Source organism: Sphingomonas sp. Root710 (assembly GCF_001429065.1).
Lineage (GTDB): Bacteria > Pseudomonadota > Alphaproteobacteria > Sphingomonadales > Sphingomonadaceae > Rhizorhabdus.
The window spans coordinates 1,043,998-1,060,318 of sequence record NZ_LMIB01000012.1 but is presented as its reverse complement, the minus strand read 5'-3'; the positions used below and the strand labels follow the sequence as shown (position 1 = coordinate 1,060,318).

Sequence of the window (16,321 nt, the reverse complement as noted above, 5' to 3'; positions counted from 1 at the left end):
AGGCTTGCTGGCGCCAACAAGATCATCGGCGTCGACATCAACCCGGCGCGCGAGGAATGGGGCCGCCGCTTCGGCATGACCGACTTCCTGAACTCCAAGGGGATGAGCCGCGAGGACACGGTCGCGAAGATCGTGGCGATGACCGACGGCGGCGCGGACTATACTTTCGACGCGACCGGCAACACCGAGGTGATGCGCACCGCATTGGAAGCCTGCCATCGCGGCTGGGGTACCAGCATCATCATCGGCGTGGCGGAAGCGGGCAAGGAGATCGCCACCCGCCCGTTCCAGCTCGTCACCGGCCGGAACTGGCGCGGCACCGCCTTCGGCGGCGCCAAGGGCCGCACCGACGTCCCCAAGATCGTCGACATGTATATGACCGGCAAGATCGAGATCGACCCGATGATCACCCACGTCATGGGCCTCGAAGACATCAACAAGGGCTTCGACCTCATGCACGCCGGCGAATCCATCCGCTCCGTCGTCGTGTTCTGATCCCAATCCCCCAAGACAGGAGAGTTATCATGGCAGTGATTTCAGGCGACGGCGTTTTCTCGCATGTCTTCATCGGCGCCGCAGACGTCGCGGCGTCCGCCAAATTCTACGACGCCGCGCTCGGCGCGCTCGGCATCAAGAATATGGGTCCGTTCGGCAATGGCTGGATCCTCTATGGCCGTGACAAGCCGGCGTTCGTCATCGCCAAACCCGGCAATGGTGAACCCCCGTCGAGCAACGGCGTGACGATCGGCTTCGCCGCCGCCACCACCGCCGAGGTCGACGCCTTCTACGCCGCGGGCCTCGCCAATGGCGGCACCGACGAGGGCGCCGCCGGTCCGCGCGGCCACCTGCCCGGCGCCTATGCCGCCTATCTGCGCGATCCGGCGGGCAACAAGGTCTGTACTTACACGTTCACGGCAGAGTAATTCCGCCGTCAGCCTGAAAGGGGCGTGGGCGATGCCCGCGCCCCTTACCTATTGGGGGAAAATATGAGCCTCGAAACCGTCTCCAGCAATCTCTCCTTTGGCGGCGTGCAGGGCGTCTACAAACATGCGTCCAGCGCGACCGGCACCGACATGGTCTTCTCGGTCTACGTGCCGCCGCACGCGCCGGGCGCAAAGCTGCCGGTGGTCTGGTATCTGTCCGGGCTCACCTGCACCCACGCCAATGTCACCGAGAAGGGCGAGTTCCGCCGCGTCTGCGCCGAACTCGGCCTGATCTTCATCGCCCCCGACACCAGCCCGCGCGGCGACGGCGTGCCCGATGACGCCGAGGGTGCTTATGACTTCGGCCTCGGCGCGGGCTTCTATGTCGATGCGACCGAGGAGCCCTTCGCCCGGCATTACAAGATGTGGAGCTATGTCACCGGCGAACTGCCCGGGCTGATCGCCGAACATTTCCCCGCAGACATGGGGCGCCAGTCGATCACCGGGCATTCGATGGGCGGCCATGGCGCATTGACGATCGGCCTGACCTTTCCGGACCGCTTCCGCTCGGTCTCGGCCTTCGCCCCGATCGTGGCACCGGGGCAGGTGCCGTGGGGCCACAAGGCGCTCGGCAACTATCTGGGGCAGGACCGGGCATCATGGCGCAAGCATGACGCCGTCGCGTTGATCGAGGACGGCGCGCGGGTGAAGGAACTGCTCGTCGATCAGGGCGAGGCCGACGGCTTCCTCGCCACGCAGCTGAAGCCCAGCCTGCTCGCAGGCGCCTGCGTCGACGCGGGGATCGAGCTGACCCTGCGCATCCACCCGGGTTATGATCATAGCTATTATTTCATCTCAACCTTCATGGAGGATCATCTGCGCTGGCATGCGGCACGGCTCGGCTGAGCTATGGGAAATCTTCCCGACTCTGCTAATCCGGCACCTGGACGGGCACGGGCCGGGAGGATGACGAACATGATCAGCGGCGGAACCGCAGTGGCCGGGGCGGCGTGGTGAGCGCGCCGATCGCCATCGTCACGGGCGCGGGCAGCGGAATCGGCCGCGCCGTGGCCGAACGGCTCGCCGGAAATGGCTATCGGTTGGCACTGCTAGGCCGGCGTCTCGACCGGCTGGAGGCGGTGGCCCAGACCATCGGCGGAGACGCGCTGCCGCTTGCCTGCGATGTCGGCGATCCCGATGCCGTCCGCGCCGCCTTTGCCGCGACGCAGGCGCGCTTCGGCCGGCTCGATCTGCTGTTCAACAATGCCGGGACGGGTGCGCCGCGATGCGAGGTCGACGAGCATGGTGACGCGGCGTGGGAGGCGGTGGTCCGCGTCAACCTGTCGGGCGCCTTCTACTGCGCGCGCGAGGCGTTCGGACTGATGAAGCGGCAATCGCCGCAAGGCGGCCGGATCATCAACAACGGGTCGATCTCGGCACAGTCGCCGCGTCCCCGGTCGATTGCCTACACCGCGACCAAACATGCGGTGACCGGCCTGACCAAGAGCCTGTCGCTAGACGGGCGCCCCTATGACATTGCCTGCGGGCAGATCGACATCGGCAACGCCGGGACCGACATGACATCGGCGATGGCGAAGGGCGTGCCGCAAGCCGATGGCGGCGTCCGGCCCGAACCGAGGATGGATGTCGCGCATGTCGCCGACGCCGTCCTGATGATGGCGAAGCTGCCGCTCGAGGCAAATGTCCAGTTCATGACCGTGATGGCCACGAAGATGCCGCTTATCGGGCGCGGCTGAGGCGCCAGGGTCAGTCCGCCATCAGCGGCAGCGCCGTGGTCGCCTTCACCTCCGACAGCGCGGCGATCGAGTTGATTTCCTGGATGCCCTGCAGCCGGCTCAGCTTGTCGAAGAAGAAGCGTTCATAGGCCTCGATGTCGGCCGCGACGACGCGCAGCAGGAAGTCGACCGGCCCCATCAGCACATAGGCTTCGAGCACTTCGGGAAAGCTGCGGATCGCCTCGGTGAACTCGTCAAGATGCTGGCGGCCATGCGCGTTGAGCTTCACCTGCGCGAAGACCTGCGCATTGAGGCCGATCTTGCGCCGGTCGACCAGCGCCACCTGGCGCGCGATGATTCCCGCTTCGCGCAGTCGCTGGATGCGCCGCCAGCAGGGCGTGGTCGACAGGCCGACCCGCTCGGCAACCTCCGCTGCCGACAGGGTGCAATCCTCCTGGAGGATGGCGAGGATCTTGCGTTCATAGTTATCGAGTTTCATGAGAATGATATTCTCACAAATTACCAGAAACAGAAATATTAAATACCCAGAGCGCCAATTTTCCCGAATTGCGCAACGATTTTTCGGCCGATATGCTGTAGACCGCTGCCTTTCCGCCATAGGAAGGACCGAGTCATGACCATCGCCGTTGCGCCCCGCGCCGAAGCCGTTCCGGCGGCGATCGCCATCGAGATCGAGGCCGATGTCGACCTGGGGGTGACCAGCCGCCTGCTCGACCTGCTGGTGACGCATGACCGCTTTCCGCGCCGGATGGATCTTCGCCGCGAAGGCCGGACGATGACCGTGTCGCTATCGTTGCCCGCCGCCGGGGATAATGGAGGGCGCCTGCTCGCCAAGATGCGCCAGATTCCTGGTGTCCGCCGCGCCGACGCCCCGACATTGGACGCGCTGCCGTGACCGTGCTTTCCGCGCCTGTAGCGCAGGCTGTGCCGGCTGAAACCAGCGGGGCCGCCTATCTGCTCGACCAGCTTGCCGATGCGGGCGTCGACACGATCTTCGGTTATCCCGGTGGTGCGGTTCTGCCGCTCTATGAGGCGATCGCGCGGCAGGACCGCATCCGCCACATCCTCGTCCGTCATGAGCAGGCGGCGGTCCATGCCGCCGAGGGCTATGCCCGCGCCAGCGGCCGGATCGGCGTCGCGCTGGTCACGTCAGGGCCGGGGGCGACCAATACGATCACCGGGCTGACCGATGCCTTGATGGATTCGGTGCCCCTTCTGTGCATCGCCGGGCAGGTCAATCGCGCGCTGCTTGGCACCGACGGTTTCCAGGAAGCGAACACCATCGCCCTGTCGCGCGCGGCGACCAAATATAATGTCGCCGTGCGGAGGCCCGGCGATCTCGGCCCGATGCTGCGCCGCTGCCTTCACCTCGCGATGGCGGGACGGCCGGGGCCGGTGCTGATCGACCTGCCCAAGGACATCCAGTCGCTCGCCGCCCTGCCGGAGTCGTTCGAGGACGAGATCGCGCCGTTGACCGAAAAGGTCGTGCCGCCGGTCGATGCCAGATCGATCGCGCAGGTCGTTTCCCTGTTGGCCGAAGCGCGGCGTCCGCTGATCTACAGCGGGGGCGGGGTGATCAACGCCGGGCCGCGCGCAGCCGCTCTGCTGCGCCGTCTCGCACACAGGACCGGCCTGCCGGTGACGTCCACGCTGATGGGCCTGGGCGCTTTCCCCGCGTCCGACCCGCAATGGCTCGGCATGCCCGGCATGCATGGCACCTATGAAGCCAATCTCGCCATGCATGGTTGCGATCTGATGCTGTGCATCGGCGCGCGCTTCGATGATCGCGTCACCGGGCGGGTGGCCGATTTCGCGCCCTTCGCGAAGAAGGTCCATGTCGACGTCGATCCCAGCGAAATCGGCAAGATCGTCGCCGTCGACGTCGGGATCGTCGGCGATGCGGCCGACGTGCTGGAGGCGCTGTGCGACGCGGTGCCCGAAGCGGAACCGGACGCATATGACGCATGGTGGCGCAAGATCGACAAGTGGCGCGCAGCGCAATGCCTCGCTTATGATCAGGGCGACGGCGCGATCCTGCCCCAGCATGCGATCAGCCGCCTGAGCGCGCTGACGGCGGGGCGCGAACCGATCGTCACCACCGAGGTAGGCCAGCATCAGATGTGGGCGGCGCAGCATTTCGGCTTCGACGCGCCAAACCGCTGGCTGACATCGGGCGGGCTGGGCACGATGGGCTATGGCCTGCCCGCGGCGATCGGGGTGCAGATCGCTTTCCCCGATGCCCTGGTGATCGATATCGCCGGCGAGGCGTCGGTGCAGATGAACATCCAGGAACTCGCGACCGCAGTCCAATATGGCCTGCCGGTCAAGCTGTTCATCCTCAACAACGGTCATATGGGAATGGTCCGCCAGTGGCAGCAGCTGCACCATGGCGGCATCTATTCCGAAAGCGTGTCGACGGTCCTGCCCGATTTCGTGCGGCTGGCCGAAGCCTATGGCTGGAACGGCTTCGTCATCGAACGTCCCGACGAGCTCGACGCCGGGATCGCGCGAATGATCGACACGTCCGGCCCGGTGCTGGTCGACTGCCGGGTCGCGCCGCTCGCCAACTGTTATCCGATGATGCCGGCAGGGGCTGCGCATAACGAGATTTTGCTGGCCTGATCCGGCGGATTTCGCTCCGAATGTGCTTGGACGCACAGATGGAATGTGTTCTCCTGCACCCAGGCCGCTGATTTCCCGAAATGATTTGGCAGGCTCGGCAAGCACCGTTACGCAGGCGGCCATGAGCGCGGCGCAGTGGACCCCGGAACGTCAGGCAGAGCGTCGCTTCGCCCGGACGGTGTTGCTGTTCGTCACCCTCGGTTTCGCCGCCGTGTCGCTGGCCGGCATCACCGCGATAGCGGTTATGCTTCGCGGCGATGAGCAGACCCGCCTCATCACCCATACCTATGAGGTCGAGCGCGGGGTTACCGGCATACGCCTCGCGCTAGAGGAGATGCGCAGCGCGCGGCGCGGTTTCATGCTCGGCCTGCCGGGGGACAGCGGCGCAAAATATCCCGACGCCGCCAAACGCCTGTTCGACGGCATTGCCAAGGTCGCGGCGCTGACCACCGACAATCCGCACCAGCAGGTGCGTGTCGCACGGCTGTCGGCGATGGCAGGCACGCTCGATCAGCTGTTCCGCGCATCGATGAGCCCCAGCCGCGCGCGCTCGGAGGTGTCCGAGCGCGAACGCCAGCAGCTGACGGGCAAGGTTTCGGCGCTGGCGATGGAAATGCTGGTCGAAGAGCGCGCCCTTTTGGTCGAGCGCGATGCGTCGCGCAGCTTCCTGCAAAATCTCTTCTATGGGGTGCTCGTGCTCGCCGGCGTGCTGCTCGCGGTGGTGGGCGTTGGGTCGATCTGGGTGATCAGGCGCTATACCGGAGATCTGCAGGCGTCGCGTGACCAATTGCGCGCCCTCAATCAGGACCTCGAAGGTGCGGTCGCGGAACGCACCGTCGATCTGCAGCGCGCCAATGACGAGATTCAGCGTTTCGCCTATATTGTCAGCCACGACCTGCGGTCGCCGCTGGTCAACGTCATGGGCTTCACTGCCGAGCTGGACGCGGCCATCGCACCGCTCGACGCGATGATCGCGCGGGTCGAGAGCGAGGCACCTGCGCTGGTCGACGAAGAATCGCGTCTTGCCGTGCGTGAGGATCTGCCCGAGGCGATCGGCTTCATCCGCGGCTCGACCCAGAAGATGGACCGGTTGATCAACGCTATCCTGCGCCTGTCTCGCCAGGGCCGCCGCACGATCAGCATCGAACGGATCGACCTCGATCAGCTCGCCAACGGCGTGATCGACGCCCTGCGTCACCAGATTGACGAGCGTGGCATCACGGTGACGGTCGCATCAGAGATGCCCGCGATCACCAGCGACCGGCTGTCGGTCGAGCAGATCCTGTCGAACCTTGTCGAGAATGCGATCAAATATCTGAAGCCCGGCCGTCCCGGACAGATAAAGATTTCCGCGCGGGCCGAACATGGCCGGGTTATGATCGACATCGCCGACAATGGCCGCGGAATCGAAAAGCGCGACCATGAGCGCATCTTCGACCTGTTCCGCCGTTCGGGCATACAGGATCAGCCGGGGGAGGGAATCGGACTCGCGCACGTCCGCGCTCTGGCCTATCGCCTTGGCGGAACGATCAGCGTCGACTCCGAGCTTGATGCCGGGGCGACTTTCACTCTCAACCTGCCGGCGGAATTCGCCGGTGAAAAAGCCGCTTTGTCCTAGGAAAGGCCCCGGCATGAACGCCCAGCAGCCCGTGAACATCGTGATGATCGAGGATGACGAAGGTCATGCCCGGCTGATCGAAAAGAATATCCGCCGCGCCGGAATATCGAACACCATCCATCACTTCCTCGACGGCACCACCGCGCTGAACTTCCTCTACGAAGATCCGAGCGGGCCGGTCCATAACGGCCCGGCGCTGATCCTGCTCGACCTCAACCTGCCCGACATGAGCGGCACCGACATCCTGGCAAAGATCAAGGGCGAGGGCAGCCCGCTGCGCCGCGCGCCGGTCGTCGTGCTCACCACCACCGACGACAAGCTGGAAATCCAGCGCTGCTACGATCTCGGTTGCAACGTCTACATCACCAAGCCGGTCAATTACGAGAATTTCGCCGCGGCTATCCGCCAGCTCGGCCTGTTCCTGTCGGTGATCCAGGTGCCGGACGTCGAAGAGGGCTGATGACCGACCCTTCTCCCGCCATCCTTTATATCGACGATGACGAGGGCCTGCGCCGGTTGACCGCGCGGGCGCTCAAGCGGCTCGGCTATCGCGTCGAGACCGCAGGCAGCGGAACCGAAGGCGTTGCGATGGCGGCGGCGGAAGCGTTCGATCTGGTCGCGGTCGACCATTATATGCCGGGGCAGGACGGGTTGCAGACGCTGTCGGCGCTGAAGGCGCTGCCCGAACCGCCGCCGGTGATCTTCGTGACCGGATCGGACGAGAGCCAACTGGCGGTCGCCGCGCTGAAGGCGGGGGCGATCGACTATGTCGTGAAGACCGTCAACGAGGATTATTTCGACCTGCTCGGTCAGGCGATCGCCCAGGCGCTGGCAACGGGCCGGTTGCGGCGCGAGAAGGAGGAAGCCGAGGCGCAACTGCGGGAGAGCAACGAGCGGCTGCAGATGCTGTTGCAGGAGGTCAACCATCGCGTCGCCAACAGCCTCCAGCTGGTCTCGGCCTTCGTCCACATGCAGTCGCGCACGCTGGGCGAAGAAGACGAGGCGGCGCGCGCCGCGCTCGACGACACCCAGCGCCGGATCGCCGCGATCGCGCAGGTCCACAAGCGGCTCTACACCTCGGCCTCGGTCGAGGCGGTCGACATGGCCGATTATCTCGCCTCGCTGGTCGAGGAACTGGGCGACACCTGGTCGACCCCGAAAGCCCCGCGTGACATCCGGCTGACCGCCGAACCGATCAAGCTGGCGACCGACAAGGCCGTCGCGCTCGGCATCGTCGTCACCGAACTCGTCACCAATGCCTGCAAATACGCCTATCCCGCCAACGGCGGAGGCGAGGTGCGCGTGGTGCTCAGTTGCGCGAGTGACGATCGCTTCTGCCTGCGGGTCGAGGACGACGGACGCGGCATGCCCGCATCGGGCGCGGCGCAAGGCACGGGGCTGGGCACCAAGCTGATCACTGCCATGGCGCAGACGCTCAAGGCTTCGATCGACTATGAACCCGTCAACCGCGGCGTGCATGTGGTCCTTCTCGCTGCGCAATGACCGTGCTTCGGCACGTTTCACCGCACCCCATGGAACAATATCAACAGTCTGCTCCCAAAGCAGTTGACCGACTCTTGAGGCCTATGTTTTTTTGCGCCGCGGCGGTGTGTGGGGGTTTTAGATGTTCGCGTTTTTCGTAGCGTTTTACGGTTTTGTAGCGATGTTCGTTCTAACCAGCTTGGGGCGCAACCGGCGCGAGCAGCGACCCGACACGCCGATCCTCGCTTTCGCCGGCCGCGGCTTGATGGCCGCCTCGGCCACGGGCGCCTGCCTGGCGCTCAGCGCTGCTGCCTGGGGTTCGCTGGTTCATTAAAGCGGTTGAACGTAGCCGCCGCTTTCGGCTATCAGACCGCCTCTGCAAGCGGGCGTAGCATAGTGGTAATGCTCTAGCCTTCCAAGCTAGCTAGGAGGGTTCGATTCCCTTCGCCCGCTCCAGATTTCATTTATCATCGATATGATAGATCGATATCCCTGTATAAATAGGTTGTGCTTGCCGGGCATACCTCGCGGCTTGATATGCCCGATCTACGATAACCGCGCTTCCTGCCCGCCCATAGGGACATAGCGGCCCGGGTAAGCAGTTCGCCTGCCAGTGAAATCAGGTGCGATCATGCGGCTTCTATTCCCGCGTCGCGGAGGGATGTCGGACGAAGCGCTCGCCATTAGCCATGGCTTCTTTAATCACCGGAACCGCTGAACCACCACCGCCAGGCGTGGTGAACTGGATGTCATTGTCGGTCAGCACGGTGTGGATCCTATAGGATGCCGCTTCGATAAGCCGGAGCAGGAAGTCGCGCGATGTCGCGGTCGTTGAAGTCTCATGCAGCTCGACGAAGGCGAATTTGCTGGTGCGGTCGATTGCTAAGAACATGTAGAGTTTGCTCTGTTCGGTGCGCACCTCGGCCATGTCGATGTCGAAGTAGCCAATGTAATATGAGCTGAACTCGCTCCGCTTGAGCTTGTCGCCTTCCAGTTCCGGCAGCCGCACGTCGTGACGCTGGAAGCAGCGATGCGGCGACGATCTGGTCAGGTGTGGGATCGTTGCCTGCAGGGGGCAGAGCCAGTCGTCCAGCGGCAGGAATATATGCTTTCGGAAGCGACGATGATTGCTTCATCCTCGATGCTCAATACCGTCGAAAGGGCGCCCTTGGGCCCGGGACGAACACCGGCCGTGCCGCTTCGCCCCCGCCATTTGGCCACGGCCTTGGGATTGCCCATAGCATACCCTTCATCGCTATGTGGATGATGCACCATCAAACTCCGGGACTGCACATCTAAGCTGGATTTGTCGCCATTCCTGCGTTGTCCACGGGTTGACGGAATGGGTGATGATTATTTATAACCAACCAGACGGTTATAAATAATCGGTGGATGGATGGGTCGCAAGCGGATTATCGAACGGGATGCGATTCTTGATGCGGCAGAGCGCGTCGTTGTGCGGGATGGAGCTGCTAACCTCACGCTCGATGCCGTTGCGAAAGAGGCGGGCATCAGCAAGGCAGCCGTCCTTTACGACACAAAGACCAAGCAGGCCGTCGTAGAGGCGGTCATAGAGCGCGCATTCGACCGGGACGCTAATCTGCACGCCAACGCGGAAGCGAAAATCGAGGGTGAGAATGTCGCTATTAGGGGGCGGATCGCGGTTGCCAGCGAACCACCGCCGCAGACCTTCCGACCGGCGGCTCTCAATCTGAGTGCCGCCCTTATGCTCGATGAGCGCCTCCGCGCGCAGATGCAAAAGCATCAGGCTATGACGGTTGCCCGCATCGTCGAGACATCTTCGTCCCCACGTGGCGCCTTGCTCGCCTATCTCGCTCTGGAGGGACTCAAGTTCCTGGAATATCTCGACTTCCATCATTTCACGCCGGGCGAACGCAGCAGGGTCATCGAGGAGATTGCCTGGCTCCTCGACGCTCGCCCAGACCTCGCCGCTAGGAGTGACGCGACAATCAGCGGAACTCAGGGAGGAAAATCATGACAGATGTTCAATTCATTCAGGGCGGCGGTACGCGTCCGACGACGGTCAGGCGTGTCTTTGTGACGGGAGCCAGCGGCTATGTCGGGCGGAACGTCGTGCGTCATTTCGTCGCGAAAGGCGTTCAGGTCGTGGGCCTAGTGCGTCGAACTGATGCCGAGGCCGTAGTCCGCGCAGCCAACGCAGAGGCTGTACTCGGCGACATCCTCGATCCCTCGATCGCTAGGGTCATGGCGGGTTGTGACGCTCTGGTCCATGCTGCGGCGGATACCGATCACGGTCTGGGCGGCGATGTGCAGCGAAAGGTTAACGAGGACGGAACCCGCAACGTGTTTGCGGCTGCCCGCGCTGCCGGGATATCTGCCGCGATTCATCTCAGCTCGGACAGCGTCCTTGCTGACGGAAATCCGATCGTCAAAGCTAGCGAGGCCCAGCCTTACCCGAAGCGGCCTGCTGGATCCTATTCGCGCACCAAAGCAGCCGCCGAACGTTCTGCGCTTACCTTCAACAGTCCGCAGATGCGAGTAATTGTCCTGCGGCCGCGGATGGTTTGGGGGCGTGACGACACAACTGCCCTACCAATGCTCGTCCATATGGCGCGCACCGGGCAACTCGCCTGGATCAGTGGCGGACAGTATCAGACCTCGTCAACCCATATAGACAATCTTTGCCACGGCATTGATCTGGCATTCCAGCGAGGGCGAGGCGGCGAAATTTATTTTATCACGGACGGTGAGCCGACGGCATTCAGGACGATCGTTACCGAAATGCTCGAAACGCAAGGTATCGTCGCTCCCGACAAGATTGTACCGCGTGCTGTCGTGAAGCTTGTTGCGCGCGTAGGGCAGTTTGCCGGCAAGGTATCTCGCGGGCGCATCGTCCCCCCGTTGACCATGCAGGCGTTCGCCACGTCCGCAGTCGAGATCACGCTCGACATCGGCAAGGCGCGCCGTGAGCTCGGCTATGAGCCGATCGTCGATCGTGCCAGCGGCATGGCGGACCTGCGAGAGACTTTCGCGCGTTTCTCGGACGGCTGAGCGCAGGATTCCGCCGGCCGGCCCGTCGCTGCCTGATGGAAAGGCTCGCGGAGCTCTGCCCTTTCTAGCGCAGATCGACTTCAACTGACGCTGCAAATGGCGTTAGTGCTCACGTACGCCTGAGTACGCTGCGCTCCGGGCGCGCTATATTACTATTTTCGCCGGCCCCTGAGCTGAGTTCTGATCCACCCCCAAAGGGGTGGGTGGTCGAGTGGCGTTCGATACATGCTGTCAAATACGCGAGGCAGGTGCGCTGAAGCATCGGTATGCCTGCGTGCCGCACCGTACTGGCCTCAATTTTTCCGTCATTTTGCAGGCGATGAACTGCCGTACCGGCTCTATTGCCGGGCGCAATCAGACACTTGCGCGACGCTTTGCGAAGATCGACGATGCGCTCTCCCGGCAAGGCGCGTCGTGCCGGACCATCGGTGGGAAGGTTCTGCGGCTGAGAATCTTCGCCCAAGGGCGGGTGGGGATTAATACCACTGACGAGCCCAGGCGCTGGTCTTGCGTCGGCTGAAAATGGCACGCGTTTGAAGGGACCGATATGGTGAACCCCTTTGTGAACAGGGTGCCAACGATCCGACGCCACATTCCGATTTTTGCTATAGAGTTATTCCAATTGACAGGGGCGGGCAATTAGAGTGTATTCAATCCGATAAGCGATAAGCTAAGCATGGAGGGGAAAGAGGATGAAAGGTAATTACCGTCTGAAGCTGTCACTGCTCATCGGATGCTGCACCTTACCGATAGAGGCGCAGGCCCAATCCGGTGTAAATGCTGGGACTGCGCCCCAAGGGGCGGAGGAAACCGGCGCACTGACCGAGATCATCGTTACAGCCCAGCGCCGGCAACAGGACATACAGAGCGTTCCCATTGCAATTACGGCGGTCACGGCCGAGGAATTGAAAAACCGTAATGTCAATTCCATTGCGGACCTGCAATCCATGACGCCGAACGTGCACTTCGACCGTGGCACACAGGGAACCGGCGTGTTCACCATCGGTATTCGCGGCATCAAGCAGGGCAGCACCGAACTGACCAACGAGCAGGCAGTCGCAACCTATGTCGATGGCGTCTATCAGGGTACGCCGTTGGGATCCGCGGTGCTGCTTGGCCCGGATCTGGCGGGCATCGAAGTGCTTCGCGGTCCCCAAGGGACCCTGTTCGGACGCAACACCGTAGGCGGCGCATTGTTAATCAATACGAAGCAGCCTTCGTCCGACTGGGAGGCGCGCCTGATGAGCGGTGTAGGCAATTACGGCCTTTTCGAGCTGCAGGGGATGGTCAACGCTCCGTTGAGCGACGATGTCGCGGTGCGCCTCAACTATGCCCGTTCCAAATCGGACGGCTTTGCGAAGGATATCACGAGCAACACTCGTCTTGGCGATTCGGATGTTCACTTCCTGCGCGGTCAGCTGAAGGCGAGCGCGGGGGCTGCAGAATTCGTCCTTCGTGCGCACTGGTTCCGGAGCAAATCGGGCGGCAACCTGCTGCAGCCGGTCTATCTCACTCCCGGCGGTTTGGCCGCGAACGTCACGGCCGGTAAATTAGGGCTTACGCCCGGCGCGCCGGGCACAGCCACTGCCGTGACGGATTATTTCCTCAACTGCGCCGGAGGTTCGGCTGCGCCGAACATCAAGGACAAATGCTATGATGCCGACAATCCGGTAGGCTCCTCGTACAAGGAATGGGCAACTTCGCTGACCGGTTCCCTGGAGCTGAGCGATTCCGTGCAGCTGAAATCGATCACCGCGTTCACCAAATATAAGCAAGCGCAGGCTCAGGATTATGACGGTTCGCGGATACAGCTGCTTTGGAATAATTCGGCGCCCTACGGTCATGTCCTCACTCAGGAACTCCAGCTGAATGGTAACCTGATGGATCACCGGCTCGAATTCGCATCGGGTGTGTTCTATTTCCGCCACTGGAACAATGATCATGCGTTCAACGAGGCGATAGGGAGATCCCGCGCCGAATTGATTTCCTATCACACCGATCAAAGTCTCGGTGTTTATGGGCAAGCCAGTCTTAAGCTGACTGACGCGCTGCGCGGCACTGTCGGCCTGCGTTACACGCAGGAATGGAAACGCGCCAAGACTAGCCAGTTTACCACCGTTGTCGCGACGGGCGTCACGTCTTGCAGCCTTCCCATTGCTACGACGCCGGGTTGCGTCGCGCGCTCCAAGATCGATTTCAACTCGTTCGACTATACCTTTGGGCTGGACTATAATGTTGCGCGCAATACCCTCGCTTATGTCCGCGTGGCCCGTGGCTTCCTTGCTGGCGGCATCAATCAGCGCAGCACGACCAACGTTCCATTCGTTACCTATAAGCCTCAGGTCGCAATCAACTACGAACTGGGCCTGAAAACCAAATTCCTGGACAATCACGCGCGGTTGAATCTGGCGGTTTTCCAGACTGATGTCGACAATCTCCAGAAATCGGTCCCCCGGACGTTCAACGATATTAATAACGTCCCCCAGACTGTGGTCGCGCAGATCAACGCCGCAAAGGCGAGGATACGCGGCGTGGAGGTCGAGCTGACGCTGGCTCCGTTCGAGAATTTCGAGATCGCTGGCAATCTCGGCTACCTCGATCAGAAGTACAAGGATTTCCGGGTAAACGGACCGGCCGGTCCGCAGACGTTCGACCTGTCCGGAACGCGCTTCCTCCAGTCTCCCGACTGGATGATCGGTGTGTCGCCGCGCTATACAATTCCGCTGTCGTTCGGGAAGCTGCTGGTCCAGGCCGATTATTCTTGGCAGAGCTCGGCGGATCTGGCACCGCCGGTGACGGCGGCAGGCGTAAATCTGGCGGCCACGGCGGGACGGAGCTCCATCCAGCCCAGCTACGGACTGCTGAACGCTCGGCTGGCGCTGACCATCCGCAACAATACCGAAATCGCGATTTGGGGCAAAAACCTCACGGACAAGCGCTATCTCAATTCGATCCTGGACCTGTCTGACTCGTTGGGATTCATGAATGGCAAGGTAGGTGATCCCCGGACCTACGGCATCTCCGTCACGCATAATTTCTGAGCGGTTGCGGTTCACGGCCCGCGCCATTGCGATGGCGCGGGCCTTTTTTTGTGCCTCGTATCCGTTTCCGGCCTTTGTGGCGCTTTACCGCGATCTCAGGACGCTGCCCCGATCGCCATATCGATCAGCCGCGTCCTCGCGCGGATCCGATCCGTAGCTTGCGGATGAGTCAGTGCCAGAAACTCTTGCCGGCTCAAGGCATCCAGTCCGCGTTCGGCTGCTTGCATCGGGGTAATCGTGCCGCCCGATGACGCAGTGAGACTGGCCCTCAGCGTTTCAGCTGCGGAATCATCCGTCTCGATATGCCGGGCCTGCGCGGCAAGTCTGCAGCTGTTCCGGCCGAGCGCCGTTCTGACGGCCGCAGGACAGAGCACCGTTACCCTGACGCCCTTGTCGGCGGTTTCCTGGCGCAGACAGTCGGCGAGCGCAATCAGCCCATGTTTGGACATGCTATAGTCGGCAACCAATGCCGCTGAGCTGAGTCCCGCCATGGACCCGGTAAACAGCACCGAGCCGTGGCCCCGCGCTATCATTTCGGGGACCATGCGTTGCACGCCCAGAAGGGCTCCGATCAGGTTGACCTCCAGCAGCCAGCGAAGGCGATCGGGTTCCAGATCGATCACCGGAGAGAACGAACCACTGACGCCTGCATTGCTGCACAATATCGAAGTGGGTCCCAGTTCCCGGGTGACGCACGTCGCCACATTGTTCCACTCGTCGGCGTTGGCAACATCCAGGCGATACCCTTGTGCGACCGCGCCGCTCCGCCTGAGTTCCGCGGCGACCGTACGAGCGGCGCTCTCTTCGATGTCCGTTACCGCCACGGCACACCCTCTTTTTGCCAGGCCGGCGGCGAGGGCGGCGCCGATGCCGCTGCCTCCTCCCGTCACGAGCGCAACGCCACCGGAAAAGAGATCATAATGTCGCATGGCAATACCGATTATTCTTTAAGTGATAATTCACTGGCATAACGCATTGCGGTGCCATTGATACTTTGCTAGAGATTACTCTATTGCGAAAGAGCATAAATGGGTAAGAGGATGGTTTATGGCGGTCGATCTGACTGGCAGGCGGATCATTGTGGCGGGCGCCGCGACCGGCATCGGCGAGGCGGCGGTGGATTATTTCGTCTCCTCCGGTGCCCGGGTGGCGGCCATGGACATCAAGGCGACGGAAAAATCCGAGGGCGACAGCCTTCGCCATTTTGTTGCTGATATACGTGATCGGGCGCAGGTCAGTCAGGCTTTCGACCAAGCCTGTGCCTTCATGGGCGGACTCGACGTTCTGTGCCACCCGGCTGGTCTCAATGGCCGTGGAATTGCCGAGGAGCTGACCGCGGAACAGATGCTGCACATGTTCGAGGTCAATGTGATGGGCACATTTCATACCAATCAGGAAGCATGGCGCCATATGCGTGATCATGGCGGCTCGATCATCAATTTTACCTCCGCAGCCTCAATCCGCGGCCAGAAGAACGAAGCGCATTATGCCGCTTCCAAAGGCGCCGTAGCGGGCTGGACACGGGCCGTCGCGATGGATTGGGGAAAATACAATATCCGGGTGAACGCCGTTGCTCCCATGGCGCATACGCCGATGGTCGATGTCGCGCGGGACTTCGTGCCCGAAGCCCAGCGTGCGGCGTTCGACGACAGGCTGAAATCGCTCGGTTATCTGCCCGGCGGCCTGCGTCCTGGAACTGCGATCGCGCCGTTGCTTGGTTTCCTTGCCTCCGAAGAGTCCGATTACATCACCGGACAGACATTCTCCGTGGACGGCGGCGTGATGATGCTGGGTTCGTAGCGGATCGATAGTTGAAATTCAGAATATTTTGAAAAGGTTAATCTC

At 62.3% G+C, this 16,321-nt stretch carries 17 protein-coding genes, 1 tRNA gene and 1 pseudogene; 16 read left to right on the top strand and 3 right to left on the bottom strand.

Annotation, left to right across the window (positions count from 1 at the left end):
• From ASE00_RS14900 to ASE00_RS14885, 4 genes are all read left to right on the top strand, one after another.
• On the top strand, nt 1–495 hold a 495-nt coding region (locus ASE00_RS14900; protein ID WP_156405437.1), incomplete at its 5' end, for a zinc-binding dehydrogenase.
• A 29-nt stretch (nt 496–524) separates the two neighbouring features.
• Complete coding sequence (locus tag ASE00_RS14895) at nt 525–923, top strand: VOC family protein (RefSeq protein ID WP_056381533.1); 399 nt, start codon at nt 525–527, stop codon at nt 921–923.
• A gap of 63 nt (nt 924–986) precedes the next feature.
• Nucleotides 987–1,829, top strand: a complete 843-nt coding sequence (gene fghA / locus ASE00_RS14890; RefSeq protein ID WP_056381531.1) for an S-formylglutathione hydrolase — start codon at nt 987–989, stop codon at nt 1,827–1,829.
• A gap of 107 nt (nt 1,830–1,936) precedes the next feature.
• Nucleotides 1,937–2,680, top strand: a complete 744-nt coding sequence (locus ASE00_RS14885; RefSeq protein ID WP_200957933.1) for an SDR family oxidoreductase — start codon at nt 1,937–1,939, stop codon at nt 2,678–2,680.
• 10 nt (nt 2,681–2,690) lie between these two features.
• On the opposite strand, the gene ASE00_RS14880 is transcribed toward ASE00_RS14885, so the two are convergent.
• Nucleotides 2,691–3,158: an Lrp/AsnC family transcriptional regulator gene (locus ASE00_RS14880; protein ID WP_056381526.1), complete on the bottom strand. Its 468-nt coding sequence runs from the start codon at nt 3,156–3,158 to the stop codon at nt 2,691–2,693.
• A gap of 135 nt (nt 3,159–3,293) precedes the next feature.
• On the opposite strand from ASE00_RS14880, the gene ASE00_RS14875 reads away from it, so the two are divergent.
• The 7 genes from ASE00_RS14875 (at nt 3,294) to ASE00_RS14845 (ending at nt 8,858) form a co-directional block, all read left to right on the top strand.
• Nucleotides 3,294–3,575 (top strand): hypothetical protein, encoded by a 282-nt coding sequence (locus tag ASE00_RS14875; RefSeq protein ID WP_056381525.1) that lies wholly within the window; start codon nt 3,294–3,296, stop codon nt 3,573–3,575.
• Nucleotides 3,576–3,604: 29 nt separating this feature from the next.
• A complete protein-coding gene (ilvB, locus tag ASE00_RS14870) occupies nt 3,605–5,302 on the top strand; it encodes a biosynthetic-type acetolactate synthase large subunit (RefSeq protein WP_056381749.1) in 1,698 nt (565 codons plus the stop codon).
• A 121-nt stretch (nt 5,303–5,423) separates the two neighbouring features.
• Nucleotides 5,424–6,920, top strand: a complete 1,497-nt coding sequence (locus ASE00_RS14865; protein ID WP_056381523.1) for a sensor histidine kinase — start codon at nt 5,424–5,426, stop codon at nt 6,918–6,920.
• Nucleotides 6,921–6,933: 13 nt separating this feature from the next.
• Entirely contained in the window at nt 6,934–7,380 is a 447-nt protein-coding gene (locus ASE00_RS14860; protein WP_056381520.1) for a response regulator, read from the top strand.
• The gene (locus ASE00_RS14855; protein WP_056381518.1) at nt 7,380–8,423 is read left to right on the top strand and encodes a response regulator; all 1,044 of its coding nucleotides are present in this window, start codon (nt 7,380–7,382) and stop codon (nt 8,421–8,423) included. The genes ASE00_RS14860 and ASE00_RS14855 overlap by 1 nt, the downstream gene beginning before the upstream one ends.
• Nucleotides 8,424–8,544: 121 nt before the next feature.
• On the top strand, nt 8,545–8,736 hold the full coding sequence (locus ASE00_RS14850) for a hypothetical protein (RefSeq protein WP_056381516.1): 192 nt from the start codon (nt 8,545–8,547) through the stop codon (nt 8,734–8,736).
• Between the two features lie 48 nt (nt 8,737–8,784).
• A tRNA-Gly gene (locus ASE00_RS14845) sits at nt 8,785–8,858 on the top strand.
• Nucleotides 8,859–9,138: 280 nt separating this feature from the next.
• Here the strand turns inward: ASE00_RS14845 and ASE00_RS24085 are convergent.
• Nucleotides 9,139–9,635 (bottom strand): annotated as a pseudogene (locus ASE00_RS24085) (DDE-type integrase/transposase/recombinase); the annotation flags it as partial.
• A gap of 163 nt (nt 9,636–9,798) precedes the next feature.
• Between ASE00_RS24085 and ASE00_RS14835 the strand changes: the two are divergent.
• From ASE00_RS14835 to ASE00_RS14825, 4 genes are all read left to right on the top strand, one after another.
• Entirely contained in the window at nt 9,799–10,401 is a 603-nt protein-coding gene (locus ASE00_RS14835; RefSeq protein WP_056381511.1) for a TetR/AcrR family transcriptional regulator, read from the top strand.
• Nucleotides 10,398–11,435: an NAD-dependent epimerase/dehydratase family protein gene (locus ASE00_RS14830; protein ID WP_056381509.1), complete on the top strand. Its 1,038-nt coding sequence runs from the start codon at nt 10,398–10,400 to the stop codon at nt 11,433–11,435. The genes ASE00_RS14835 and ASE00_RS14830 overlap by 4 nt, the downstream gene beginning before the upstream one ends.
• Nucleotides 11,436–11,646: 211 nt before the next feature.
• A complete protein-coding gene (locus ASE00_RS23545) occupies nt 11,647–11,955 on the top strand; it encodes a hypothetical protein (RefSeq protein ID WP_156405436.1) in 309 nt (102 codons plus the stop codon).
• A 172-nt stretch (nt 11,956–12,127) separates the two neighbouring features.
• Nucleotides 12,128–14,476: a TonB-dependent receptor gene (locus ASE00_RS14825; RefSeq protein WP_082594719.1), complete on the top strand. Its 2,349-nt coding sequence runs from the start codon at nt 12,128–12,130 to the stop codon at nt 14,474–14,476.
• Between the two features lie 95 nt (nt 14,477–14,571).
• Here the strand turns inward: ASE00_RS14825 and ASE00_RS14820 are convergent, their stop codons facing one another.
• Nucleotides 14,572–15,405, bottom strand: a complete 834-nt coding sequence (locus ASE00_RS14820; RefSeq protein ID WP_056381503.1) for an SDR family NAD(P)-dependent oxidoreductase — start codon at nt 15,403–15,405, stop codon at nt 14,572–14,574.
• Between the two features lie 118 nt (nt 15,406–15,523).
• Here ASE00_RS14820 and ASE00_RS14815 point away from each other — a divergent pair, with 118 nt between their 5' ends.
• Nucleotides 15,524–16,276 (top strand): SDR family NAD(P)-dependent oxidoreductase, encoded by a 753-nt coding sequence (locus ASE00_RS14815; RefSeq protein ID WP_056381501.1) that lies wholly within the window; start codon nt 15,524–15,526, stop codon nt 16,274–16,276.
• The last annotated feature ends 45 nt before the right edge of the window (nt 16,277–16,321 follow it).